Source organism: Mesorhizobium sp. KR2-14 (genome assembly GCF_040049255.1).
In the GTDB taxonomy this organism is placed as follows: domain Bacteria; phylum Pseudomonadota; class Alphaproteobacteria; order Rhizobiales; family Rhizobiaceae; genus Pseudaminobacter.
The window spans coordinates 1-19,868 of the sequence record NZ_JBDZDR010000017.1; the positions used below are offsets into that span (position 1 = coordinate 1).

General features: G+C 58.8%; 24 protein-coding genes and 1 pseudogene. 7 read left to right on the plus strand and 18 right to left on the minus strand.

All coding sequences use genetic code 11. The annotated features are described in order from the left end of the window. Positions 1-733: 733 nt before the first annotated feature. The 5 genes from ABLE86_RS22395 to ABLE86_RS22415 form a co-directional block, all read right to left on the minus strand. Positions 734-1,897, minus strand: a complete 1,164-nt coding sequence (locus ABLE86_RS22395; RefSeq protein ID WP_348781207.1) for an endo-1,4-beta-xylanase — start codon at positions 1,895-1,897, stop codon at positions 734-736. Beyond that, entirely contained in the window at positions 1,890-3,050 is a 1,161-nt protein-coding gene (locus ABLE86_RS22400) for an NAD-dependent epimerase/dehydratase family protein (RefSeq protein ID WP_348781208.1), read from the minus strand. Before ABLE86_RS22400 ends, ABLE86_RS22395 begins: the two co-directional genes overlap by 8 nt. A 28-nt stretch (positions 3,051-3,078) precedes the next feature. Beyond that, positions 3,079-4,545: a glycosyltransferase family 2 protein gene (locus tag ABLE86_RS22405; protein WP_348781209.1), complete on the minus strand. Its 1,467-nt coding sequence runs from the start codon at positions 4,543-4,545 to the stop codon at positions 3,079-3,081. A gap of 1 nt (position 4,546) precedes the next feature. After that, positions 4,547-5,998 (minus strand): UDP-glucose/GDP-mannose dehydrogenase family protein, encoded by a 1,452-nt coding sequence (locus ABLE86_RS22410; protein ID WP_348781210.1) that lies wholly within the window; start codon positions 5,996-5,998, stop codon positions 4,547-4,549. Between the two features lie 330 nt (positions 5,999-6,328). Continuing rightward, a complete protein-coding gene (locus tag ABLE86_RS22415; protein WP_348781211.1) occupies positions 6,329-6,973 on the minus strand; it encodes a hypothetical protein in 645 nt (214 codons plus the stop codon). 753 nt (positions 6,974-7,726) lie between these two features. On the opposite strand from ABLE86_RS22415, the gene ABLE86_RS22420 reads away from it, so the two are divergent. Next, a complete protein-coding gene (locus tag ABLE86_RS22420) occupies positions 7,727-8,326 on the plus strand; it encodes an EF-hand domain-containing protein (protein ID WP_348781212.1) in 600 nt (199 codons plus the stop codon). Between the two features lie 222 nt (positions 8,327-8,548). Next, the gene (locus tag ABLE86_RS22425; protein ID WP_348781213.1) at positions 8,549-9,142 is read left to right on the plus strand and encodes a flagellar basal body-associated protein FliL; all 594 of its coding nucleotides are present in this window, start codon (positions 8,549-8,551) and stop codon (positions 9,140-9,142) included. A gap of 206 nt (positions 9,143-9,348) precedes the next feature. Here the strand turns inward: ABLE86_RS22425 and ABLE86_RS22430 are convergent, their stop codons facing one another. The 12 genes from ABLE86_RS22430 to ABLE86_RS22485 form a co-directional block, all read right to left on the minus strand. Further along, entirely contained in the window at positions 9,349-9,777 is a 429-nt protein-coding gene (locus ABLE86_RS22430; RefSeq protein WP_348781214.1) for a YidB family protein, read from the minus strand. Positions 9,778-10,114: 337 nt separating this feature from the next. Continuing rightward, on the minus strand, positions 10,115-10,882 hold the full coding sequence (locus tag ABLE86_RS22435) for an MBL fold metallo-hydrolase (RefSeq protein WP_348781215.1): 768 nt from the start codon (positions 10,880-10,882) through the stop codon (positions 10,115-10,117). 85 nt (positions 10,883-10,967) lie between these two features. Further along, positions 10,968-11,171: a hypothetical protein gene (locus ABLE86_RS22440; RefSeq protein WP_348781216.1), complete on the minus strand. Its 204-nt coding sequence runs from the start codon at positions 11,169-11,171 to the stop codon at positions 10,968-10,970. Between the two features lie 164 nt (positions 11,172-11,335). Continuing rightward, the gene (locus ABLE86_RS22445) at positions 11,336-11,674 is read right to left on the minus strand and encodes a YkgJ family cysteine cluster protein (RefSeq protein ID WP_348781217.1); all 339 of its coding nucleotides are present in this window, start codon (positions 11,672-11,674) and stop codon (positions 11,336-11,338) included. Positions 11,675-11,724: 50 nt separating this feature from the next. Next, a complete protein-coding gene (locus ABLE86_RS22450) occupies positions 11,725-11,916 on the minus strand; it encodes a hypothetical protein (protein ID WP_348781218.1) in 192 nt (63 codons plus the stop codon). Between the two features lie 14 nt (positions 11,917-11,930). Beyond that, positions 11,931-12,305: a hypothetical protein gene (locus ABLE86_RS22455; protein ID WP_348781219.1), complete on the minus strand. Its 375-nt coding sequence runs from the start codon at positions 12,303-12,305 to the stop codon at positions 11,931-11,933. After that, positions 12,305-12,532, minus strand: a complete 228-nt coding sequence (locus ABLE86_RS22460; protein ID WP_348781220.1) for a hypothetical protein — start codon at positions 12,530-12,532, stop codon at positions 12,305-12,307. Before ABLE86_RS22460 ends, ABLE86_RS22455 begins: the two co-directional genes overlap by 1 nt. 123 nt (positions 12,533-12,655) lie before the next feature. Continuing rightward, positions 12,656-12,865: a cold-shock protein gene (locus tag ABLE86_RS22465; RefSeq protein WP_348781221.1), complete on the minus strand. Its 210-nt coding sequence runs from the start codon at positions 12,863-12,865 to the stop codon at positions 12,656-12,658. 275 nt (positions 12,866-13,140) lie between these two features. Then, positions 13,141-13,416 (minus strand): DUF1488 domain-containing protein, encoded by a 276-nt coding sequence (locus ABLE86_RS22470; RefSeq protein ID WP_348781222.1) that lies wholly within the window; start codon positions 13,414-13,416, stop codon positions 13,141-13,143. A 452-nt stretch (positions 13,417-13,868) separates the two neighbouring features. Continuing rightward, positions 13,869-14,084, minus strand: a complete 216-nt coding sequence (locus ABLE86_RS22475) for a hypothetical protein (RefSeq protein WP_348781223.1) — start codon at positions 14,082-14,084, stop codon at positions 13,869-13,871. Positions 14,085-14,121: 37 nt separating this feature from the next. Continuing rightward, positions 14,122-14,265, minus strand: coding sequence for a hypothetical protein (locus tag ABLE86_RS22480; protein WP_348781224.1), 144 nt, complete (start codon positions 14,263-14,265; stop codon positions 14,122-14,124). A 12-nt stretch (positions 14,266-14,277) separates the two neighbouring features. Further along, the gene (locus tag ABLE86_RS22485) at positions 14,278-14,823 is read right to left on the minus strand and encodes a hypothetical protein (RefSeq protein WP_348781225.1); all 546 of its coding nucleotides are present in this window, start codon (positions 14,821-14,823) and stop codon (positions 14,278-14,280) included. A gap of 520 nt (positions 14,824-15,343) precedes the next feature. On the opposite strand from ABLE86_RS22485, the gene ABLE86_RS22490 reads away from it, so the two are divergent. The 5 genes and pseudogenes from ABLE86_RS22490 to ABLE86_RS22510 all read left to right on the plus strand — a co-directional run bounded on the left by ABLE86_RS22490 (position 15,344) and on the right by ABLE86_RS22510 (position 18,469). After that, positions 15,344-15,559 carry a hypothetical protein gene (locus tag ABLE86_RS22490; protein WP_348781226.1) on the plus strand — a complete coding sequence of 72 codons (216 nt, stop codon included), beginning with the start codon at positions 15,344-15,346 and terminating at the stop codon, positions 15,557-15,559. A gap of 601 nt (positions 15,560-16,160) precedes the next feature. After that, entirely contained in the window at positions 16,161-16,508 is a 348-nt protein-coding gene (locus ABLE86_RS22495; RefSeq protein ID WP_348781227.1) for a hypothetical protein, read from the plus strand. Positions 16,509-16,567: 59 nt separating this feature from the next. After that, the gene (locus tag ABLE86_RS22500; protein WP_348781228.1) at positions 16,568-16,864 is read left to right on the plus strand and encodes a hypothetical protein; all 297 of its coding nucleotides are present in this window, start codon (positions 16,568-16,570) and stop codon (positions 16,862-16,864) included. Positions 16,865-16,888: 24 nt separating this feature from the next. After that, a pseudogene (locus ABLE86_RS22505) lies at positions 16,889-17,086 on the plus strand (hypothetical protein); the annotation flags it as partial. Between the two features lie 213 nt (positions 17,087-17,299). Beyond that, positions 17,300-18,469: a PHB depolymerase family esterase gene (locus tag ABLE86_RS22510; protein WP_348781229.1), complete on the plus strand. Its 1,170-nt coding sequence runs from the start codon at positions 17,300-17,302 to the stop codon at positions 18,467-18,469. Positions 18,470-19,052: 583 nt separating this feature from the next. On the opposite strand, the gene ABLE86_RS22515 is transcribed toward ABLE86_RS22510, so the two are convergent. Further along, entirely contained in the window at positions 19,053-19,685 is a 633-nt protein-coding gene (locus tag ABLE86_RS22515) for a tyrosine-type recombinase/integrase (protein WP_348781230.1), read from the minus strand. Positions 19,686-19,868: the final 183 nt, after the last annotated feature.

The window sequence follows — 19,868 nt, forward strand, 5'->3', positions numbered from 1 at the left end:
GGCGGCGGACACGCCATCCCTGACACCGGCCCCAAACCAAAATCCCCATAGGCATCGCCCGTGGGCCGCGGGTTCCTTCCTCGGGGACTTTCGTACGCCTGCCGGCGCCCGAAACTCTTCACGCTAGCGGACCGTCCGCTTTCGGGCTGCATGGTGCGGTAAGCTGCCGTCACATTGGCACCGTGTAGCCCCTATCATTTGGACATTCGCAAGCTGACCGGTCGACACGCTCAGTGTCTCGTCGTGCGAGGAAACAAACCCCATCTGCGCTTCATTTGCCTATGGGCATCGTTGGGCAGAGGCGTCTGTAGTCGCGCTTGCGCCGGTCTCCGGCTGAGATCTCGGGGTTGGGGGCCGTCTTCGACCTATATCAGGCAGTCTACAGCATCGAGTTCAGGTGACGCTTAGCCGCTGCAATCGTCAGGACGAGACGCGTTATCCCGGATCACACTACTACCTTTGTAGAGTGGGGCGAAAATCCCATTGATCTCTAACGCCGATCGGGCACAATTTCGGATGTTGAACTGAGAGGATATGAGACTCAGTGATTTGTGCTGTTGTCGCGGGTCTCGTCCTCTTACGGCATCCCCAGAAATGCCTCCATTCTTGCCCCGCTTCGGCGGAGTTCTTGTTGAAACCCCGCCGGGCCCAGCTCCCAAGACGGTTATGTTCTGCAGAAGCGGATCGGCAACGTGCGCGCTGCGAGCTGTGATCGAACTTGAGATCGTAGGTGCTATCTGCCCAAGTCGCGTCGCGCCAGCGTCCTTGCCACCGCTGCATACATGCGCTTTGGCGCAAGTATCGCATCGAGTGGAAGGCCCCTGTTGAGACCTTGACCATCTTCGTGGTTCCACGTTCCTGTGTAGGACGCGAGTTCATCTTCCGTCAGCCGAAGCCAGGAGTACCTGTCGCTAAGTCCCCAGGTGCTGATTCCTCTGACGGCGGGGCTATCAAGCACCACTTCCAGATAGCGACGCGTTTCATCCGCAACGGCACCATCCCGCCGTTCGAGCGATGCAGCATAGTCGGCCTCCTTGACGTCGAGTTCAGTTACGACGACCACCAGTCCCAGTTCCTCAATTTCCCGGAGAAACTCCCTGATGGCCTTCGCAAAAATCTTTCCTTTGCGCAGGTCGAGGTGTGCCTGCAATCCTATGCCATCGAGAGGTACGCTCTTCGATTTCAAATCCTCTATCAGTTTTAGGAACAGATACCGACGGTCGCCCTCGACGGGAATGTCATATTCGAGGCCATACTCGTTGATCATCAGCTTGCCATCTGGGGCGAACAGCCTGGCCTCCCGCATGGCGCGTTCGATATAGACGGGGCCGAAGGCGCGAAGGAAAGCGTTGGCCCTTAGGCCGTCATCTCGATGTCCTGGTTCCAACGGTTCGTTGACAACATCCCAGTATCGAACGACATCGCCATAGCGCGGCATCACAGAGGAAAAGTAGTTCCGGATGTAGCGCCAATCCGGGCTGTCGCCCAGCATCGCTTCCGCCCACTGCGGTACACTCCCGTGCCAAAGCAGCGCATGACCGTAAACTCTCAGCCCATTGACGCGGGCCACTTCAGCAATTTCGTCCATAGCTGCCATTTCGAGCCTTGCATGGAGAGGCTCGACAGCACCCCACTTCAGGCTGATTTCCGGCGTCACGCTGGAGCATTCATTGAGGACTGCGCTCCTGAACGAGGAATCCAAACGAAGCGCCTCGGCGGTAACCGCGGCTCCAAAGAACAGGCCACCCTGTTCTGCGAGGACCTTGAGCGATGGACCAGCTTTAGCCTGGACCGAAAGAGCTGCCGACGCGAAGCCGACTGTCCCCGCGATGACGGCCCGCCGGGTATAACGCCATTCATTTGAAGACCGCAGTCGCACGGCCTGAACGTCACACAACAAGTTTGCTGGTTTCCAGCTCCGCCATGCTGCGGCTAGATTTGTCGATCGGCTTCTTTGCCTTCTGGACCCACGCAATAAGCTCTTCCATCCCCTGGTCGAAATCGCGCTGCGGATGGACACCGAAATCTCGCTCGAGCTTCGAGACATCGGCAAAGCAGTGACGAATGTCGCCGACCCGGTGTCTGTTCAGGACGTCAGGGGCAATGTTCTTGCCAAGCAGCCGGGCAAGCGTCTTGGCGATCTCATTGACCGTGATCGAACGCCCGCTGCCGACATTGTAGGCATCCCAGACCGGCTTTTCGCTTTCAAGGACCGCAGCGAAGGCGTTCGCCACGTCCAAAACGTGGACGAAATCACGGCGCTGCTCACCGTCCTCGAAGACCATCGGAGGCTGGTCATTGAGCAGTCTTGAAATGAAAATGGCAGCCACTCCGGTGTAAGGATTGCTGAGCGCCTGTCGCGAGCCGTAGGTGTTGAAGAGCCTCAGCGCGACTGTCGGTATTTCAAGCGCTCGACCCACGCAGAGAAACATCTCTTCGTGATCGCGCTTGTTGACAGCATAGATAGAGGCGGGCTGCAGTGCCTTGGCTTCTGTCGTCGGGATCGGTTCGAGACGGACGCCGCCCTGCGACAGTTCCCACGTTCTGGACTTCAAATCTGCGTTCCCGCGCAGTCCCGGCGCGATTGACTCGCCCATACCGTCGGCGCGTCGGTATTCGCCTTCGCCGTAGATCGACATAGAAGAAGCGACCGCCATTCTCTTTATCGGATGGCGGCCGTCGGGATCCAGCTTCATGTTTGACAGTGTTTCGAGGATTACAGCCGCGCCCATCACGTTATTGCGGGTGTACTCGACAATGTTGGTCATGCTTTGGCCGACGCCAACGGAGGCCGCGAGATGGGCAAGGTGCGTGATCCCGCTCAGGGCCCGCTCGAAAACGCAGTCGTCGAGAACATTGCCTTTGATGCGATGGGCTTTCGGATTCAGATAGACGGGCCAACCGTCAGCATCCATTTCCGCATCCGCATGGACCTGATCCGCGAGGCAGTCGAGCACGGTGACTTCGAAGCCGCGCTCGATGAGCAAATCGGTCAGATGAGAGCCAATGAACCCGGCTCCGCCGGTAATCAGTACGTGTCTCTTCTCCATTTTCATCCTCCCATTCTGCGGCAGCAAATTACCTTGTGGGAGCAGGCATTGTCCTTCCATTTACCGGAAGACTGTCGACGCCGCGGTCTGACATGATCAGATCATGATTTGCGTCGATCTTTACCGTACGCTCCCAAACCAGACCTTCGTCCTTGTGGAACATCCGAAACCCTATCCACAGAGGGATGCACCAGATGAGCCACCAGAGCATCAGTGAAAGAGGGTTCACGCGAACAATGTACCAGGCCCGCTTGAGTCTGCTCTCGAGGACAAGCCTGCTGCGTTTCCAGATGCTGACATAGAGGCTGATCAATATGAGGCTCAGAGCGGCAATGTTGCCCAAGGCGAGCCAGACGCCTGCCACAGGTATCACGCCATCGCCACTCCAATGGTTCCAGATAGCCCATACACCCAGGGGAAATCCTGCCGAATTCACCGCCAAAGACAGGCATGGCAAGAAGTTAAGCCACGCACGGAACCTCTGCCATGGCGTGTAACCCATGGCCTTCAGCGGGGTCGTCAGGCTTTGGAAAAAGCCACACACCCAGCGCTTGCGCTGGGTAATCCCATGGGCGATTGTCGTCGGCACTTCCTCGATAAGAGGATTTTCAATGATGCCGATACGCTTGCCATTGATCCAGAAGCGCATTCCGACCTCAGGATCTTCGATTGTGGTCCACGGGTGAAAGCCGCCCAGCTCGCTCAGGTCCGAGGCCTTGAAGAACAGACCTTTGCCGAGGACCCAAAAGGGTTGTTTTCCGTCCGCTGATATATGCGGATAGGTGAGGCCGTCCCATGCCATGTGGTCGACGGCGTGCCAGGACGACGCCATGCTGCCGAGCAGATTGCCTGCAATGTTCTGGGCCTGCAGAACGTCGAACTTCCTTATTCCGGCCGCTCCGGCCAGGAAGTGGTCTCTTGGAGGGCAGCTATCCGCGTCGATATAGTTGACCAGAAAGTCCTCCTCCCCATCGACAAGGAGGGACCTATGATAGAAGGCGTAGATCAGTTGTCTTGTCTTCTTCGGAGGAAGCCGCCGGTTTCGGGCGCGTGGCCCTTGGTGCCACCAGTAGGCCTTTGGATTGGCGTCCCATGCATCCCACACCACTTGCCAGCTTGGGTCGGTGGTGGCAGGCACCTGCAGGATTTCCAGGAAGCGAAATTCCTCCTGCAGCTTTTGGAGTGACGCGATGGTTTCCCTGTCATCTGCGTTCGGGACTGCGACTACCTGGAACCTGTTTGATGGATAGTCAATATTGGCGATGGTGCGGAACGTGGTTCTCATCGTGGACTCTTGCTCCCGCAATACCGGGTAGAACAAGACCACAAAGGGCAGACTATTTCTGTTGATCGCGTCAATATCAGCCTGCTCCACCATGTTCCTGGGCATGGTTCTGAACCAGACATGAGCCGTTATGCTGAGAGAGTAGAGTATCTGAACTGCGAAGAATAATGTCAGCAGTAGAACCTCGGAGACTCCCCAGACCGATGGCATCTCAGTAGTCCTTTGCAGCCCGCAACGCGGCTCCGCCGAAGGCTTCGCGGGCAATCTCCAAACCGACTTGCGGGGTGCCGTTTGCGGATACGATTCTGGGCTCCCGCGACCCCGGTCCAGCGGTTGAACCCGTCGGCGGATTGGGAGTGGGCGCGTGCCCAATCCTGTGAACGGCGAACCCGGCTGCGGTCAGCCGCGGGACATCAACAGCGTTGCGCAGGTCAATGAAGACCCGCTGACGCATTGCCGACGCAATTCGCCTGAAGTCCAGCCCTAAGAATTCGTCCCACTCCGTGACAAGAACAGCGCAGTCCGCATCCTCGACGCATTCGTAGGCATCTGCTGCATAGGCAACGTCTCGCAGATAGGCGCGAGCACGCCGCATGCCTTCGGGATCGTACGCGACCACCTTTGCCCCTGACGACTGAAGGGAGGAAATGATCGGGAGCGCAGGGGATTCCCGCACATCATCGGTGTTGGGCTTGAAAGTGAGGCCTAGAACGGCAACCTTCCTGGCGTGGACGGAACCTCCCATCGCATTGAGAATGCGCCGCCCGACGGCACGCTTACGAGCCTCGTTTACGGCAATGGTGCTCTCGACCAGCCGAAGGGGAACCGAGTGGCTGTGCGCTGTGGCAAGCAGAGCCATGGAGTCCTTTGGAAAGCATGAGCCGCCGAAACCTGGTCCGGCTTTGAGAAAGGCCTCCCCGATTCTTCGGTCGAGCCCCATACCCTTCGCGACCTCTTCAATGCTTGCTCCGGTCGCTTCACAGAAATCCGCCATCTCATTAATGAAGGAAATCTTGGTGGCCAGAAACGCGTTGGTCGCGTACTTGATCGCTTCAGCGGTGCGCCTGCTGGTACGTAGAAGCGTCGCGCCCTGCACGGTAAGCGGCTGGTATAGCTCTTCCATCACGGAGCCGGCCCAGAAGCTGTCCGTCCCGATGACGATCCTGTCCGGCCGCATGAAATCACGGATCGCGCTGCCTTCTCGCAGGAATTCGGGATTGGAAACGACCTCGACGTCTTGATGTGCATGCGCTGCCCGGACGAGGGATTCGACCATATCGCCCGTGCCGACCGGCACCGTTGACTTGGTCACGACGACCGTTCGGGGGGGAGCGCACGCTCCGATTTCTGCCGCGGCCGCTCGGACATAGGCAAGATCAGCCTCGCCGTCGCCCGGACGAGGCGGCGTTCCGACGGCGATGAAGAACGCGTCAGTCCCGAGCGCGGCCTCGGCGATTGAAACTGAAAAAGACAGGCGGTCTGCGGCGATGTTGCGGTCTATCATCTCGCCGAGGCCCGGCTCGAAAATCGGCGTCCTGCCCTTGAGCAAATCCGAAATCTTCGAGGTGTCTTTATCGACGCACACCACACTGTGCCCGAGTTCTGCAAAGCAAGCGCCGGAAACCAAGCCGACGTAGCCGGATCCCACCATCACGACTTTCATGGAGCCAAGGGTCCTTTACGATTGAACGGGACGCGAACACACATACAGGCCTGCGAAAGTTCTCCCGTCTCGCGCTGAGGAGCGCCCAGCGCGACGGATTTGCCGCGTGTGTGGAGTTCAGGCAAACTCCTGCGCATCGCGAGTCCGTTGTGCGAAAGAGGCCCGCCGGCTGTGCCGGCGGGCCGTGACGGGATCGAACGGGATAGATCTCGGCCAGGCAAGCTCTATAGAGCGCCAATCGCCCAGCGCGCGATTGGCAGCGATCTAGAAGCTGTAGGCCGGGTTCATACTATCCTGGTCGCGAACCCGCTGGCACGCGGCAAGTTTCGATCACCACGTCCCACCGGTCAGAACCCTCATCAGGTTGCCGACGCCATTGTTGTTTCCGTTGTTCGAACCGGAGTTATGGTTGCCGTTGTTTTGGCCATTGGCAGAACCGGAGTTGTTGTTGCCGTTTCCGCGGCCATTGTTGTTGCCGCTGTTGAAGTTGCCGTTTCCGGTTCCGTTATTGGAACCCATGTTATGATTGCCGTTGTTCTGACCGTTTCCGGAGCCGGAGTTGTTGTTTCCGTTCCCGGTTCCGTTGTTATTTCCGCTGTTGAAGTTGCCGTTTCCGGTTCCGTTGTTCGAGCCCGAGTTGTTGTTCCCGTTGTTAACGCCGTTGCCGTTTCCGGAGTTGTTGTTTCCGTTGTTGTTGCCATTTCCGGACCCGGAGTTGTCGTTGCCGTTATTGTTTCCGTTTCCAGACCCGGAATTGTTGTTTCCGTTGTTGTTCCCGTTGTTTGAGCCAGTATTGTTATTGCCGTTGTTGTTTCCGTTATTATTCCCGGAGTTGCCGTTGCCATTGCCGTTCCCGTTATTGGAACCGCCCTGGCTGCTGCCGCCGCCATTGTTGTCGTGGTTGCCGGCATAGCCTTCGGCAGCAAAAGCCGTCATGGCGATGACCGCGATAGAGGCGAGGAGGAGCTTCTTCATGTCACAAACCTTTCTTGGGTGAATAGGCTGAAAATGCGCCCCCCTCCAACGAGAAGTATTTCTCGCTACTATTTAGAATTCATCATTAGTTAACCAACATCAATTCGGGGCTACTACTATTTTTCTATCGGGATCACCCCGATCAAGAGGGGATAATCCCCACGACAATCACGCAGCCAGCAGTTGTTCACCAGTTTGACTGTGCGTTGAGAGCGCGCAAAAAAATGCCCGCCTCGTTCCAGAGGCGGGCATCTACTGCCACGAAGAAGCCAAGTTGTATTGGCAATATAATCTCAACAAAATTGGCCGGTCATGTCAGGCAAAACAGAAGGTACTGAGTTAAAACGGCAGTAGATCCAGTAGGAAAGCGTCTACGGGAGCAAATTAGCGAAAATAATAGCCATTACTCGTGGGATTAGGCGGCCATTTGGGCGAAAGGGCCTCCTGGAGGTAGAGCGGCGCGACTGCTTATAAGTGGCGCAAAAAATACGCCCTGCTGATGCAGTCGACACGTTTGGGCTGCCCGCAAACGTCACCCAGTCGGCAGGCGGCGGGAGTGGGTCTGCTGCCTCGCAGCCTGGTTGCCCGTGAGGCCAGGCGGAATTCGGCAGGGTGGCTTGCAACCGGCTGCTGTCATTGATGCGGGTCAATGCCTTCTGGGGAAACCCGTCCCACTCTGCCTTGAGCCATGGGCACGCCTCCACGACCCATCGAGCGCACAACTTCCAAGTTTCAATGCCGAGGAGTGAGATCATGACACGCGTCAAGATGCTGGCAGGTATTGCAGTGGCCGGACTAATGATGGCGCTACCAGCGTCGCCGAGCTTCGCGCAGGAACAGACGCCGCTTCAGACGGCCCAGCAGCAACAACAAGGCGGTCCGCAAGTGCAGATCAGCCCTGACCAGTTGCGCCAGATGATCCGGCAGGCCGTCCGTGAAACGATGGCGCAGCGCATGGAAGAGCAGGGAGGGCCAGAAGTTCCGAGAGGCCCGAGGCGGCCCGGAGCCGAGATGATGGGCGAGAGAGGCGGGATGATGCGCGAAAGGCTGCGCGAGCGGGCAGCCGAGGCGCGCGAACAAGGCATGATGGTGGGATGGCACAAGCATCGTCACGGCCCGCCGTGGATGCGCGGCGTGGGTTTGAAGATCCTCTTCGCGGTCATGGATGCCAACGGTGACGGAAACCTGACCTTGGACGAGGTCAATGACTTCCACGCCCGCATCTTCAGGGCGATGGACGCGGATCAGAAGGGCTACTTGACCATAGAGGATGTCCAGGACTTCTTCCGTGATGGCATCCATCACGGCGGTGCCGCTGGCGATGACGGCGGTGGAGACTACGGTCAGGAATAATGGCTGCCTGCGCGCCACCCTCCCGGTTGACGGAGAGGGTGGCGCGCAGTCGAAGTGTGTAAAGCGCCGCGGCATTGCGGAGAGATGATCGCGCCGTGATCGGGAAGGACGTTTGGATTGGCCGCGAGTTAATCGTGCGGAACACAAGATCACGGACATCGCCAAGATCCAGGAATACGCCAACTGGGACGGGCGCGTCCTTATCGCCGGAGTTGGACTGCGATGACGAAGATCCCAACATCTTGCAAGCTGGTAATGGCATTGCTCGCTTTGTCCCTGGTGGTGCTGCCCGTCGCGGCACGGCAGCCTGCGGGCAATCTAGCCAACGCCACAGTACTCATCCTGCGTCATGCCGATAAATCCGATCGCGGCTCTGGCCTTTCAGCCGCCGGCAATGCAAGAGCCATAGCCTATGCTCGCTACTTTCATCCGTTTCGCGCGAATGGCAGCTCGATTGAGCCCAACGCACTGTTCGCCACCAAAGACAGCCAGGAAAGTCATCGGCCGCGGCGGACACTGGAACCGCTAAGCAAGTCGACTGGCCTGCCAATCAACACCCATTTTGTCGACGGGGAAGAAATCGCCCTGGTCGCAGCGCTGCGTGCCCAACCACAAGGGCAGCACATCCTAATTGCCTGGCACCACGGTCACATACCGAACCTGCTCAACGCACTCGGCGTCCATCCCGCCGCCCTCCTTCCGCAAGGCCAATGGCCCGGTGATGTTTATGACTGGGTGATCGAGCTTTCATTCGATGCCACTGGAAAGTTAGCGGCTAGCCGCAGAATCGTGGAGAATCTGTCCGCTGCCCCGTAGGAGGACAGCACGCTGAGCGCGACGGGAGGGCAGTGACCGACAACAGTTCGTGACGCGGCTTCGGACCGCTGCGATAACCGATCGAAGGTCACGCCGCCAGCGCCGTGGAGCGTGATCTGAGGATCACCTCTTCCGCGACCGGTGCAGCTCGAATAGCGGAATGGGCGCGTTGCCGCGCGCGCTTCTGTTTCTGCAGTCCCAGGGGCCTATTCCTGCCAGCGCGATGCGATCTGCTCCGGTCGCGGGACATTGCCGTCGGGTGTGAGCTTGTCGACCACGCCGGGCAGCGCCGTTGAGAGTTGCCGCAGCAGTTCATCCTCGCTCATCCCGGCACGCTCGGCGATCGATTTGATCGTCTGCGGCCCGATCGCCCTACCGAGATCCTCGGCCGCTATCGGTTTGTTCTGACCAGTGCCGACCCAGGAATCGACCGCGGCGCCCTGCCCTGAACTCCGTAGCTTGTCGAGAAGCCCTTCAAGGCCTCCGAGCAGCCCGCCTTCGCCGGCTTGCGCGCGCTCGCCCGCCTGGGGTTGGTTCTTGCCGCTCAGCATCTTGCCGACCAACAGCGCGCCGAGCGCTATCATCAAAGGTTTGCCGATATTGCCCCCTGGTACAGCATCGTCAAACAGTCCCATGAAAGCCTCCTGTGCCACGACATACACTGCACTCTGAGAAGGGTGGAGCGTGATGCCGCTTTTTCAAGACTGCTATAGGCCAGTTAAGTTTCCAGCTTTCATCACCTTGTTTGCCTTCAACGAATTCGCAGGTGCGGCACTTGTCACCGCGCATTCCAGAGCCGAACTGCCGAGACGGACATCGTCTTCCATGGCCATCGATCCTGACCGCAGACGCTCATCGAGCAGGCTGACGTTCAAGCTGCGGGGGGACCGAGGTCGTGAACTGATCCATGTAGACACTCCATGCCTTCGCGCTGGGCGCCGAGGATCAGGAAGCGACGCTCCTCTTCCGCTTTCATCCCGGTTTCCCAGCCTGTCCAAAGAGTGGCACGATCTGGCGACGCGCAAAGCGGCCGCCGCTCATCGGATCATGCGTCGGCAGGTAGACGGTCGGACGCTGCCTCGCGAAATCGCGGATCGCTCCAAGGGTCGCGCCGGAGGCCGCGGCGCTCGCGCTGACCCCGTCAACCTTGCCCGCCAGCATCAGCGCCTCGTCATAGGACGTGTCTCCGGCAAGGAAGAACGCCACGTCGCCGTCGTCGACGATGACCGAGATGTGGTCCGCCGTGTGCCCGGGTGTCGCCACCGCCACGACATCGCCGTCCCGTGTCAGGCGCTTGCTGGCCCGGAAGGGGCCGTGAGGACCGTCGTCGAGAACGAGCGGGCTCGGGCTGAACCAGTCCGGCCAGCGCTGCGGTAGGTAGCCGCGCAGCGTTCCCATGACGCCGCGTGCCTTCGCTATCTCGCCGGCCGCTATGCATATCTTGCTGTGCGGAAAATGCCGCAGCCCCGCGTCGTGGTCGATATGCAAATGCGTCAGCATGACCTGCCTTACGTCGCGCGGCCCAATGCCAAGCGCCTTGAGCTGCGGCCCGAGCTCCTGCTCCGGCTCGATCTGGAATCGCGCCTGCCAGCGGATATAGGGGTGCAGCGAGCGGCGCGCCTGCTCCAGCAGATGCGTCGATTGCCCGGTATCGACCACGATCACACCCTCCCGGTGCTCGATGGCCCAGGCATAGGTCGGCAGCCAGTCCGTCCATTCGCGATCGGCAAATATATCCACGAGGCCCAGCGCCCCGGGGTACCGCGCCTCGCGCTGCACCGACTTAATTCGGACCGATCCAGATCGGATGGCATGGACCTTCATTTCATTTCCCATACACGGCGACCAATAAATGACGCATCATGAATAAGGCGTACATCAGGGATGTATGTAAACAGCCTTCAGCCGCCATGTCGGCCTGTCGCCCGGCCACTTCATGAAAGGCCCGGATGCGCAGAAGAGCTAAATGCGCATTGGCTGCTGGGAACTTTCCACGGCGTCGGGCAGGAATGTCATGAATTGTGATCACCTCGATCGCTCCTAGAATTTGGGTGATTTTTTGACGTCTGTTCAGGGGCCGGAAGCCGTCAGTCCGCTTTCGGGGACGAAGCGCGATAAGCTGCGGCTTCTGATACTATGGCTGCCAGACTGCCGTCGCCGATCCCGAAAGCCGCCTCTTCAGCGGTCTGTTGGCTATGCTGCCCGTTGTCTTTCAGAGGCTAGCGTCGCATCCGGCGGGAAGAACTTCCGCCGCGCCATCAGACAGTCATTGCCGCCTGGCATGCAGGCGCGACAAACGTCCGGGCGGATTTCATAGATCGAGCATGTGGTCGCTTTGCCCACTACCCCAACAAGCGCCGCGCAGCGCGCGCCGTCGCAAAGCATGCCGCTTTCGTCGCCGGCGACAAATTGGGTGGGGATCCGGTCGAGCTTGGCCTCATCTTCGGTGGAAAATCGCGGCCACTCCGAGGAGTAGGAGCAACAGGCACCACAGGACTTGCAGTCGAAGTCTGCGGGAATTTGTTCGATCATCAGAGCTTCAATGCCGATCTGCGTCCCTTTGGCGGGCATTCAAGAAAACGCTATCTCGACTTCCGCTTTCGCATCGGCGCCGTGGGAATGGAGTTGAAAAGGTCGGCTTCGACCGTCGCTGGCGTCGCTCCCAAGTCGTTCGGGGCGGGGGCTTTGCGATCATTGCTGTGCTTGTCTGGCGCCTTGGCCGTGATGGTCGCTGCGCCCTTTTCTTGATCTTTTGCGGCAAATTTGATGGCCATCGAGGCTTCCTGTGTCAACTGGACCGGCTGCGAAGCCGGCCGATCAACGCCGAAACGGCAGTGATGTTCATTTCTTCGGAGGACCAGTTCCTGGTCTCCTCGATATGTCTGGGGGCGAGTTCGCGGTGTGTGCTGCCACTATAGGCAGCATCCGGATGGATGGATTTCTGGCCGCTAAGGTCTTCGGTAATGTGTTCGATCAGGTAGTTCGGACATTCGGCTCGTCCAAGCACGCCAATGCGCACCTGCGCATCGCCACGGGCGCGGCGGCAGCGCTCCAGTTTTTCAAGGATGCGCCTAACGTACTCGATCGGATGATCGAGGTTCTCCACCACATCGGCTATGATGGCGTCCCCCGGAGTTTTCACCAGAACTGCGCGTCTTGCCATCAGTTCTTGGCCGCCCGTTTGGACGTGCGGGGGGTTGTTCCAGCACGCATCTCTTCTGCTTCCTTCTGCAGGCGCATTTCTTTCAATCGCGCCGTCTTCGCGTCGCGTTCTCTGGCAATCGCCTCACTCTCTTCGACAATGCGATTGCGGGCGAGGAACTGCGTCTGCGTCTTGCCGAAGTTGAGTTCAGCCCGTGCGCGTGCGCTCTGAGGATCTCGAGACATCATCTATCTCCTTGTTCAGCAAGCCATCTAAACAAAAAAGGCCAGGCATTCGCCTGACCCTTCCTTGTCATCCGTTCAGCCACTGGTGCCAGTACATCCGTGGTCACCGGACCGAAGGGATGATAATTACGCGGCCTGAAGCTTGTCGGCCGACATCTTGCCCGACTTGTTGTCGCGGACCATCTCGTAGCTGAGCTTCTGGCCTTCGACGATAGTGCGCAGGCCGGCGCGCTCGACGGCGGAGATGTGGACGAAAACGTCCTGGCCGCCATTGTCAGGCTGGACGAAGCCGAAGCCCTTGGTGGCGTTGAACCATTTAACTGTGCCGGTGTTCATGACGAACCCTTTCTTAGCATATGAAATCCCCCGCGCGTTTGCACGGTGGCAGTCGGGTCGATTTTTGAAGGGAGGTTCGTCGAGGAGGCGCCAATAGCGCGCAGAACAAATCAGACAAGCAAACATCGATGCTGTGTTCATACGCCATCTTTGAATGCATGTCAACTTTTGGTTTAGGGCTTCTTCATTTTTCGCAGACTGGTTGTCCGGGAAGTGCAGCGCGCAACGTTTGCTGCCGCATTCATGGCGAGTAGCCGTTTGAATTCCACGTCCGTCTAACGCTTGGTGCTTCTGAGATCGGTTTCCGTCAGTATGTAGAAGCTTTTGTTGCCGCGAACATAGGCCTTCTGCGCAGCACTCAGGATTCGAAGCCGGGCCGCATCAAAAGCTGCCAGGCATTTCTGCTCGGCATCGATCGCCGGCACCACATTCAACAATGCTCCGGCCTCGATCGAGAAGGGTATTTGGAACGTGCCATCATATCCGACGAAACGAATGCGCTTTGCGGCTTCATCATAGCTTCGGCTGCGATTGGGAAAGCTCAGCGTCATGGTTTGTCTCCCGTCCGGATCACTTCGGCTCGTCTTGCGGGGACTCCGGTGAAAACGTGGTAGATGCTGTGCTGCGCCAGCGCGCCACCCTCATTTTCCCAGACGCCGATAGCGAAAGCGTCTCGGCCTCTCTGGTTCTTTTTCTCGTTCACTCGCATGGCGGTGCTCCTAACGATCAGAGGTCGTTCAATAGATCTCTGTCGACAACTTCTTGTACGCCTACAGCAGCCTGTTGCGCTCCACGAGTTCACGAATCCGCCGAAGGGTGCCGTCACAGTCGGATTTCTTGCGGCGCAAAAGCTCGGCATTTTCGCCAGGCCGGATGCGGCCATCAGGCAGAAGATCCGGTGTCGGGTATGGAACGGGCCGCTTCGGGCCTGAAGTTAGTGTGATGTGTGTCATTGTTGTTGTCCTTCGTGAATGAACTGCCGTTCGGACAAAGCCGCTTCCTTTCAGACTGGCCTCACCACAGCACAGTAAAGTTGCCGCCCCTGATCGTCGCTGATGCTGACGATGTCAGGGTCCTGCGGCATGTCGAGCGTGCGGAAGAGCGATCTCGCCATGCCGATCGCCGCGTCGGTATCGATAGCATCGCAGGCCACGCGGCCGAGAACCGCATGTGCGTTGTCCAGTTCACGAACCCGGCTGAATTCAATGACGACTTTCATTTGGGCTACCTAGCGTAAGAGAACGGGCGCGCAACGCTCAATTCTTGGGCGTGCGGTGCCCTCCATTGCCGTTGCCGGCGAGCCTGGTCTGCGAGCCGAATGGTGTCTCGACTTTGACCGGCGCCTTTTGCTTTTTCGGTTTCCTGATTTCGCGATTGCTGCGCCGCTGACTCTTTGCCATGCAAATCTCCTGTCAGTTGAAGCCGGTTGCGACCGGCGGCGTCTCGATGAGTTCAAGTGCGTTTTCGGTTGCTACACGCTCGTGCCGCTCATCATCATTTCGAATGCGGTATTGAGGCGAGTTGTCCCGTTCCGGCAGGGTCGCGGTGATGCGATAGGTCCCTGCCGTCGTGTCCGACTGGTTGAACCTGTTCTTGAAGTGAACCGACTGTCCTACTACGAAGCGATGCGGTGACATCTTCTCGTGTCCTCTGGTTTCGCCCGTGCCAGGTTTGGCCCGAGCTTGGAGCTTCATTGCGCCTGCTCTCGATCCTCCTGAAGTGCGGCTTCCAACTCGGAGAAACCGATCTCCACCAGTTGCGCCGTCATCATATCTGTCGAGATTGATGGCAGGTGGATGAAGGTTGCGACACGGCGATAGGCGAGCCAGGAAAACGCCGTCGATGAGGTCTTCATCCTGATCGATGGCGTAATCGCCCGGCGTCTGCACCTCGTCGACGCCCCTCAATGCGAAGGGCGCGGAGACGTGGACAATGGATCGGGTCGTGCGTGTCGACATATTCATGTCCTCGCGAAACAAAGACTGGATTTTACCCTGTCCTGCTTCGCTGCTTTCGGAGCTCGGTTGAGATCGAGAGCTGTCGGCTTATCCGTCTGGCCTTCGACGATCCGCCCAACCCAGTGCGCGCCAGCGCGCTGAGATGGTCAAAACGTCCGTGTTGCCATCGCGATGGCAACACCTTGCCATGCATTCACATCGTAAATTTGGATAGAGAATGGCGGGTCGAAGTCTGACACCGCGAGAGGCCAAATCAGGCCAAATGAGCGATAGTGTTTCGTAAGCCCCAATTGAGGTTTATTCGAGGCGCACAAGTTGCCTGGGTTATGCTTCGCAGGGCGCGGAAAGCCCGCCACCCCGTGAGAGACGACGGGCCGAGGAGTGCCGGCCGGGGGGGTGAGGAAATACCCGCATAGACACTGAGTGCTTATGAGCGCATGGTAACTGCTTGAGGGCCCATGGGGAGGGCTCGACCCGTGCCGGGGCATGTGAGTATTGTACCCCAGCGAAGGAGGGCAGCATGTCTTCCAACAATCACCAGCAGTACCTGGGACCTGATGACATGGCGCTGATCGAACGGGTCCTCGCCAAGGCCGGATTTCGAAAGTCGACCGTCTGCTCGACGATTAGCAGCGATGCCGCCAGATTTCTCGTCGGAGAATTTCAGGACGGAGTGACCCAGCAACTGGAACTGGCCTTATCTCTCGACCAATACATGAGGAGGCGTGATTCCTGAGGCTCCGTCCTCGAGAGCGCAGGTAGCATGCAGAGCACTGCGTCAGAACGGCTTTTGGCGGCGAACCCGGGCCATGCCACAATCCGGTATTTGCCGACCGGATTATTTCATCGCCTCAAAGGTCGCGCCCCGAGTTGAGGGAATGAGCCTGTCACAACTCACGGCAAGGGCCCGGCTGCGAAGATGTGATTGTTCCAGCCAGGCCCTCAGGGCGGGTCGTATCTCGCGACCCGCTTTTCTTGCCGCCTTGCGGTAAACTCTAGGCCCTACGCACGGCACCCTCAGGTGGAGCAACAGTCAATGTGGTTCGGCGCCCTACTGGTCATTTGCGACGACTTGGCTGGCATAGAGAATGGCCGTCTTGAGAGGCCGGCAGCGCTGCTTCCAAAAGCCTGATCGCCTGGCGGAGAGAGGCCTTCCGGCGCTGCGAGTACACGGTGAACCGACCTAGGCCCTTTCTGGCCGGCAAAGTGCCGGACATGGAGTGATTTAGATCGACTCTGAGCAACAAATGGCGCACGGTGGCGTGGTTGGTGTCATCTGATAAGGGCGATGCCGAGTAAGGGCCAACGTACCCTAGCCCCGAACAAAGGAGGACATCATGTCTTCCACCTATCTTAGCTTTGCAGATATGAACATGATCGAGCGGCTTCTGGCGGAAGTGCGCGAACCAGGATCAATACACGACGTCGCTAGGGAAAACGCGGCAGTGCATTTTCTCACTCGAGAAGTCGAGCAAAGCCAGGCGGCCGAAGAGGATCTTCGACCTAAGCTGGCCGCACATCTTGATGAGTGGGAAACCACAGGCGCCGCCATCGTGCGATGGGACGATGAAGGCCGCGCTCGCGGCGTGTCGTTGCGTGCGGAAGCGCAGCGTCGTAGCGACAACGATACCGATGGCACGCGCAGACGTATGACCGAAACCAAAGACCGCAATCAACTGATTTAGGTTCGGTCCACTCATTCGGTACGGCTCTTGGATGCGTCGAAAACCATGGAGTAAGGACCATGCGAACGACCCGATCTATTGTTCGGTTTTCCTCGCCGTTCCTGCTGTATGGATTCGATGCTCCGCAACCGGCCGGCGAGTATTATGTCGACCAGGACGACGAATTGATCGAAGGCATTTCGTGGTTGGCATATCGGCGCGTTGCTACCTTCATCCACCTGCCTGCGATACGCACTGGCACTATGACGCGACAGATCGTCCAGATAGACCCCGCCGATCTGGAAGCAGCGCTGGAGAAAGATGGCGAAGTAGCGACGGGTGCCACTGCTACAGAAACGCAAACGCCGACGTCATGATGAACACACCCAGGTGTTTCGGCCATGAGCAATGAACTTCCAGATCAGGTGCGGGCGGCAATCGCAACGTTCCTGGATGCATGCCAAAAGGAGGCACGGCCGTTTGCAATTTCGGAGGCCCTTGGCGCGGTGCGGAGCGTTTTCCCGGACTTAGATATTTCCGACCAGGAGTTGGTGGATGCCATCACCAGCGAGGCTTCGGTGGCGGGCTTTGATGTAAACTATGATCTTGGAAAAGATGGATGAGATGCCAGCGCGTGCAGTTCTAAAAGAAAAAAGCGGGCCGTGATGCCCGCCTCCCTTCACTCCTGAGACAGGTGAACCCCCATCCAGCCAAGCCCTCTCTTATTATTGTGCAATGCAGCAACGCTATTGCTGCGAGTGCGTTGCACAGAATGCCGTCCAATTCCGGGCGTCAAAACAGGGACGGCCACATTGCGAAAAATCTTCGATACCATTGTCCGGCTTGCTGCGCTGCGAGCGCAACATACCGTTCATTCCGCCAGTTCGGGCATTAACGACCATCTCCAGACACTGACCGGCTTCGGGAGTAACCCCGGCGCGTTGGCAGCGAAGTGTTATCTTCCCACAGGCCTTCCGGAAGGCGCACCACTCGTGGTCGTGCTTCATGGCTGTACTCAGAATGCAGCCGGCTACGATCATCACTCCGGCTGGTCGCAGCTTGCCGCGGAAGCGGGCTTCGCGCTGCTCTATCCCGAGCAGCAGCGTGCCAACAATCCGAACCTTTGCTTCAACTGGTTTCAGCCTGCCGATACCAGGCGCGACATGGGCGAGGCGCTTTCGATACGGCAAATGATGGAGGCGATGGTCCTCGCGCACGGCCTCGATCGAAAGCGCATCTTCATCACGGGTCTCTCGGCCGGCGGCGCAATGGCGGCGGTCATGCTGGCGACGTATCCGGAGGTCTTTGCCGGCGGCGCGATCATCGCCGGATTGCCGTACGGCAGCGCAACGACGGTCCCGCAGGCGTTCGATCGCATGCGCGGCCAAGGCGGCCCGTCGCAACGGGATCTGCAACAGGCTGTCCACAGCGCGGCGGATCATCCAGGACCATGGCCAAGGATCTCGATCTGGCAGGGCTCAGCCGACCAGACGGTCGCGCCGTCCAACGCGGAAGCCATTGCGGCACAGTGGCTAGGCGTTCATGGCCTCGATAAGAAGAGGCCGACGCATTCGGAAACGGCAGGCAGGCTTTCAAGACAGGTCTGGTGCAACGCCACCGGCGAGACGATGATTGAGATCAATTCAATTGTCGGCATGGGCCACGGCACGCCCATTGGCAACGACGATCTCGGCGCTCCGGGACCTTTCATGCTCGATGCCGGCATCTCTTCCACGCGGGAGACCGCGCGGTTCTGGGAGATCGCGGCAATGGAGAAGAACGGCTCCACAATATCAAGGTCAGCGATGCCTGCCGGTCAGCGCCCTCCGCCTCTTCCGCAGATGCCGGATACGGCAAAGGCGAAAACAGTGTTCCCTGAGTTGACCGCCATTCAACAGGCCCCGTGTGACACATCACCGGAGGCCACGGGAATTAGAAAGATCATCGAGGATGCGCTGCGCGCAGCAGGGCTGATGCGCTAGACGAACCTCGTGTTTCCTGATTTCGCGGAGCTGGCCTTTGCCATGGTGCTCTCCTGGCATTTGGAATGTCCTCGCGAAACAGAGACTGTTTGCCATTTCTCGCTGTTTTCGGACCTCGGTTGAGTTCGTGAGCTGTCGCCGCATCCGTCCGCCCTCGATGATCCGCCCAGGCGAGTGCGTTATAGCGCGCTGAGATGGACGAAAAACAAGCGGACCCTAAGCGCCGCAATCCGCCACCCCGGAGTCCTGCCAAGCGCGATAAACAGAGCTAGGCCATTGCGTCCGGCGTGCCGCGATTGCGCCACCGGCATCCAACATTGCCTCTGACGCATATGTAGAACGGCGCAACCCAGACCTACAGCTTGCCCTGGGTACGTCTGCTTTTGGGCTGTGGTAAAGGCGGCCTTGAACGACCGACATTGGGCGCAGAGCTGTAGATCGTGTTGGCTGGCCGAACGTCCGCGTGCTTGCTATGCCCGCGCGAAAGCGGTCATTCCGCTTCCCACCCAGAACAGACAGGCCACCACAGTATCCTGCGGGTCGAAGCGGTCATCCGCGATGCATCGGGTGACCGCTTCGAATGTCAGATTTCAGTTCGCTCGGCCAAGAGCAGCGCATCCTCGACGTCGACGCCGAGATATCGGACAGTGTTCTCGATCTTGGAATGGCCAAGCAGGATTTGGATGGCCCGGAGATTTCCAGTCGCCTTGTAAATCATCGATGCCTTCGTGCGAGGAAGCGAGTGAGTGCCATACTCCTCCGGACGCAGTCCGATCGCGGTCACCCATTCATCAACCAGGCGGGCGTACTGCCTTGTGCTCATGTGGCGGGAGTGATTGACCCGACTCGGAAATGCATAGTCCTCGACCGTGCCCCCACGGCTTTCAAGCCAAGCCAGAAGACTGGCTCTCACGTCGCTGGTTATCTCGAAATGGACTGGACGACCCGTCTTTTGCTGAACGACGATCGCACGGGTCCTAATTTCCGGCCCTGCGACCAAGTCGCGGATCCTGATCTTTACTAGGTCGCAGCCGCGAAGCTTGCTGTCGATTGCCAGATCGAACAGGGCACGGTCACGAATGCGTCTCTCGCGATCGAGGAAGAAGCGAACAGCCCAGACCTGCTTCTGCGTGAGCGGACGCTTAGTTCCCACCTTCTTTCCAGCGTTCCAAGCTGCGCGCTCACGGCTAGCATCATCGTATTGAGAGTGACCCATGTGAGTTCTCTTCGGCCTTGATTGGCCGATGGAGAAACGGGGCGCCAGACCCACTGCTCAGGGCCGAGGAACGAACCCGCTGCGCGGGATGGGCGCGCGCGGTGGGGTAGAGGTCACGGGCCGGCCCCCGCGCCCGCATTGAACGTCGTCCGGCTGGGGCAGAGCATCTCGGGCTTCTTCAAC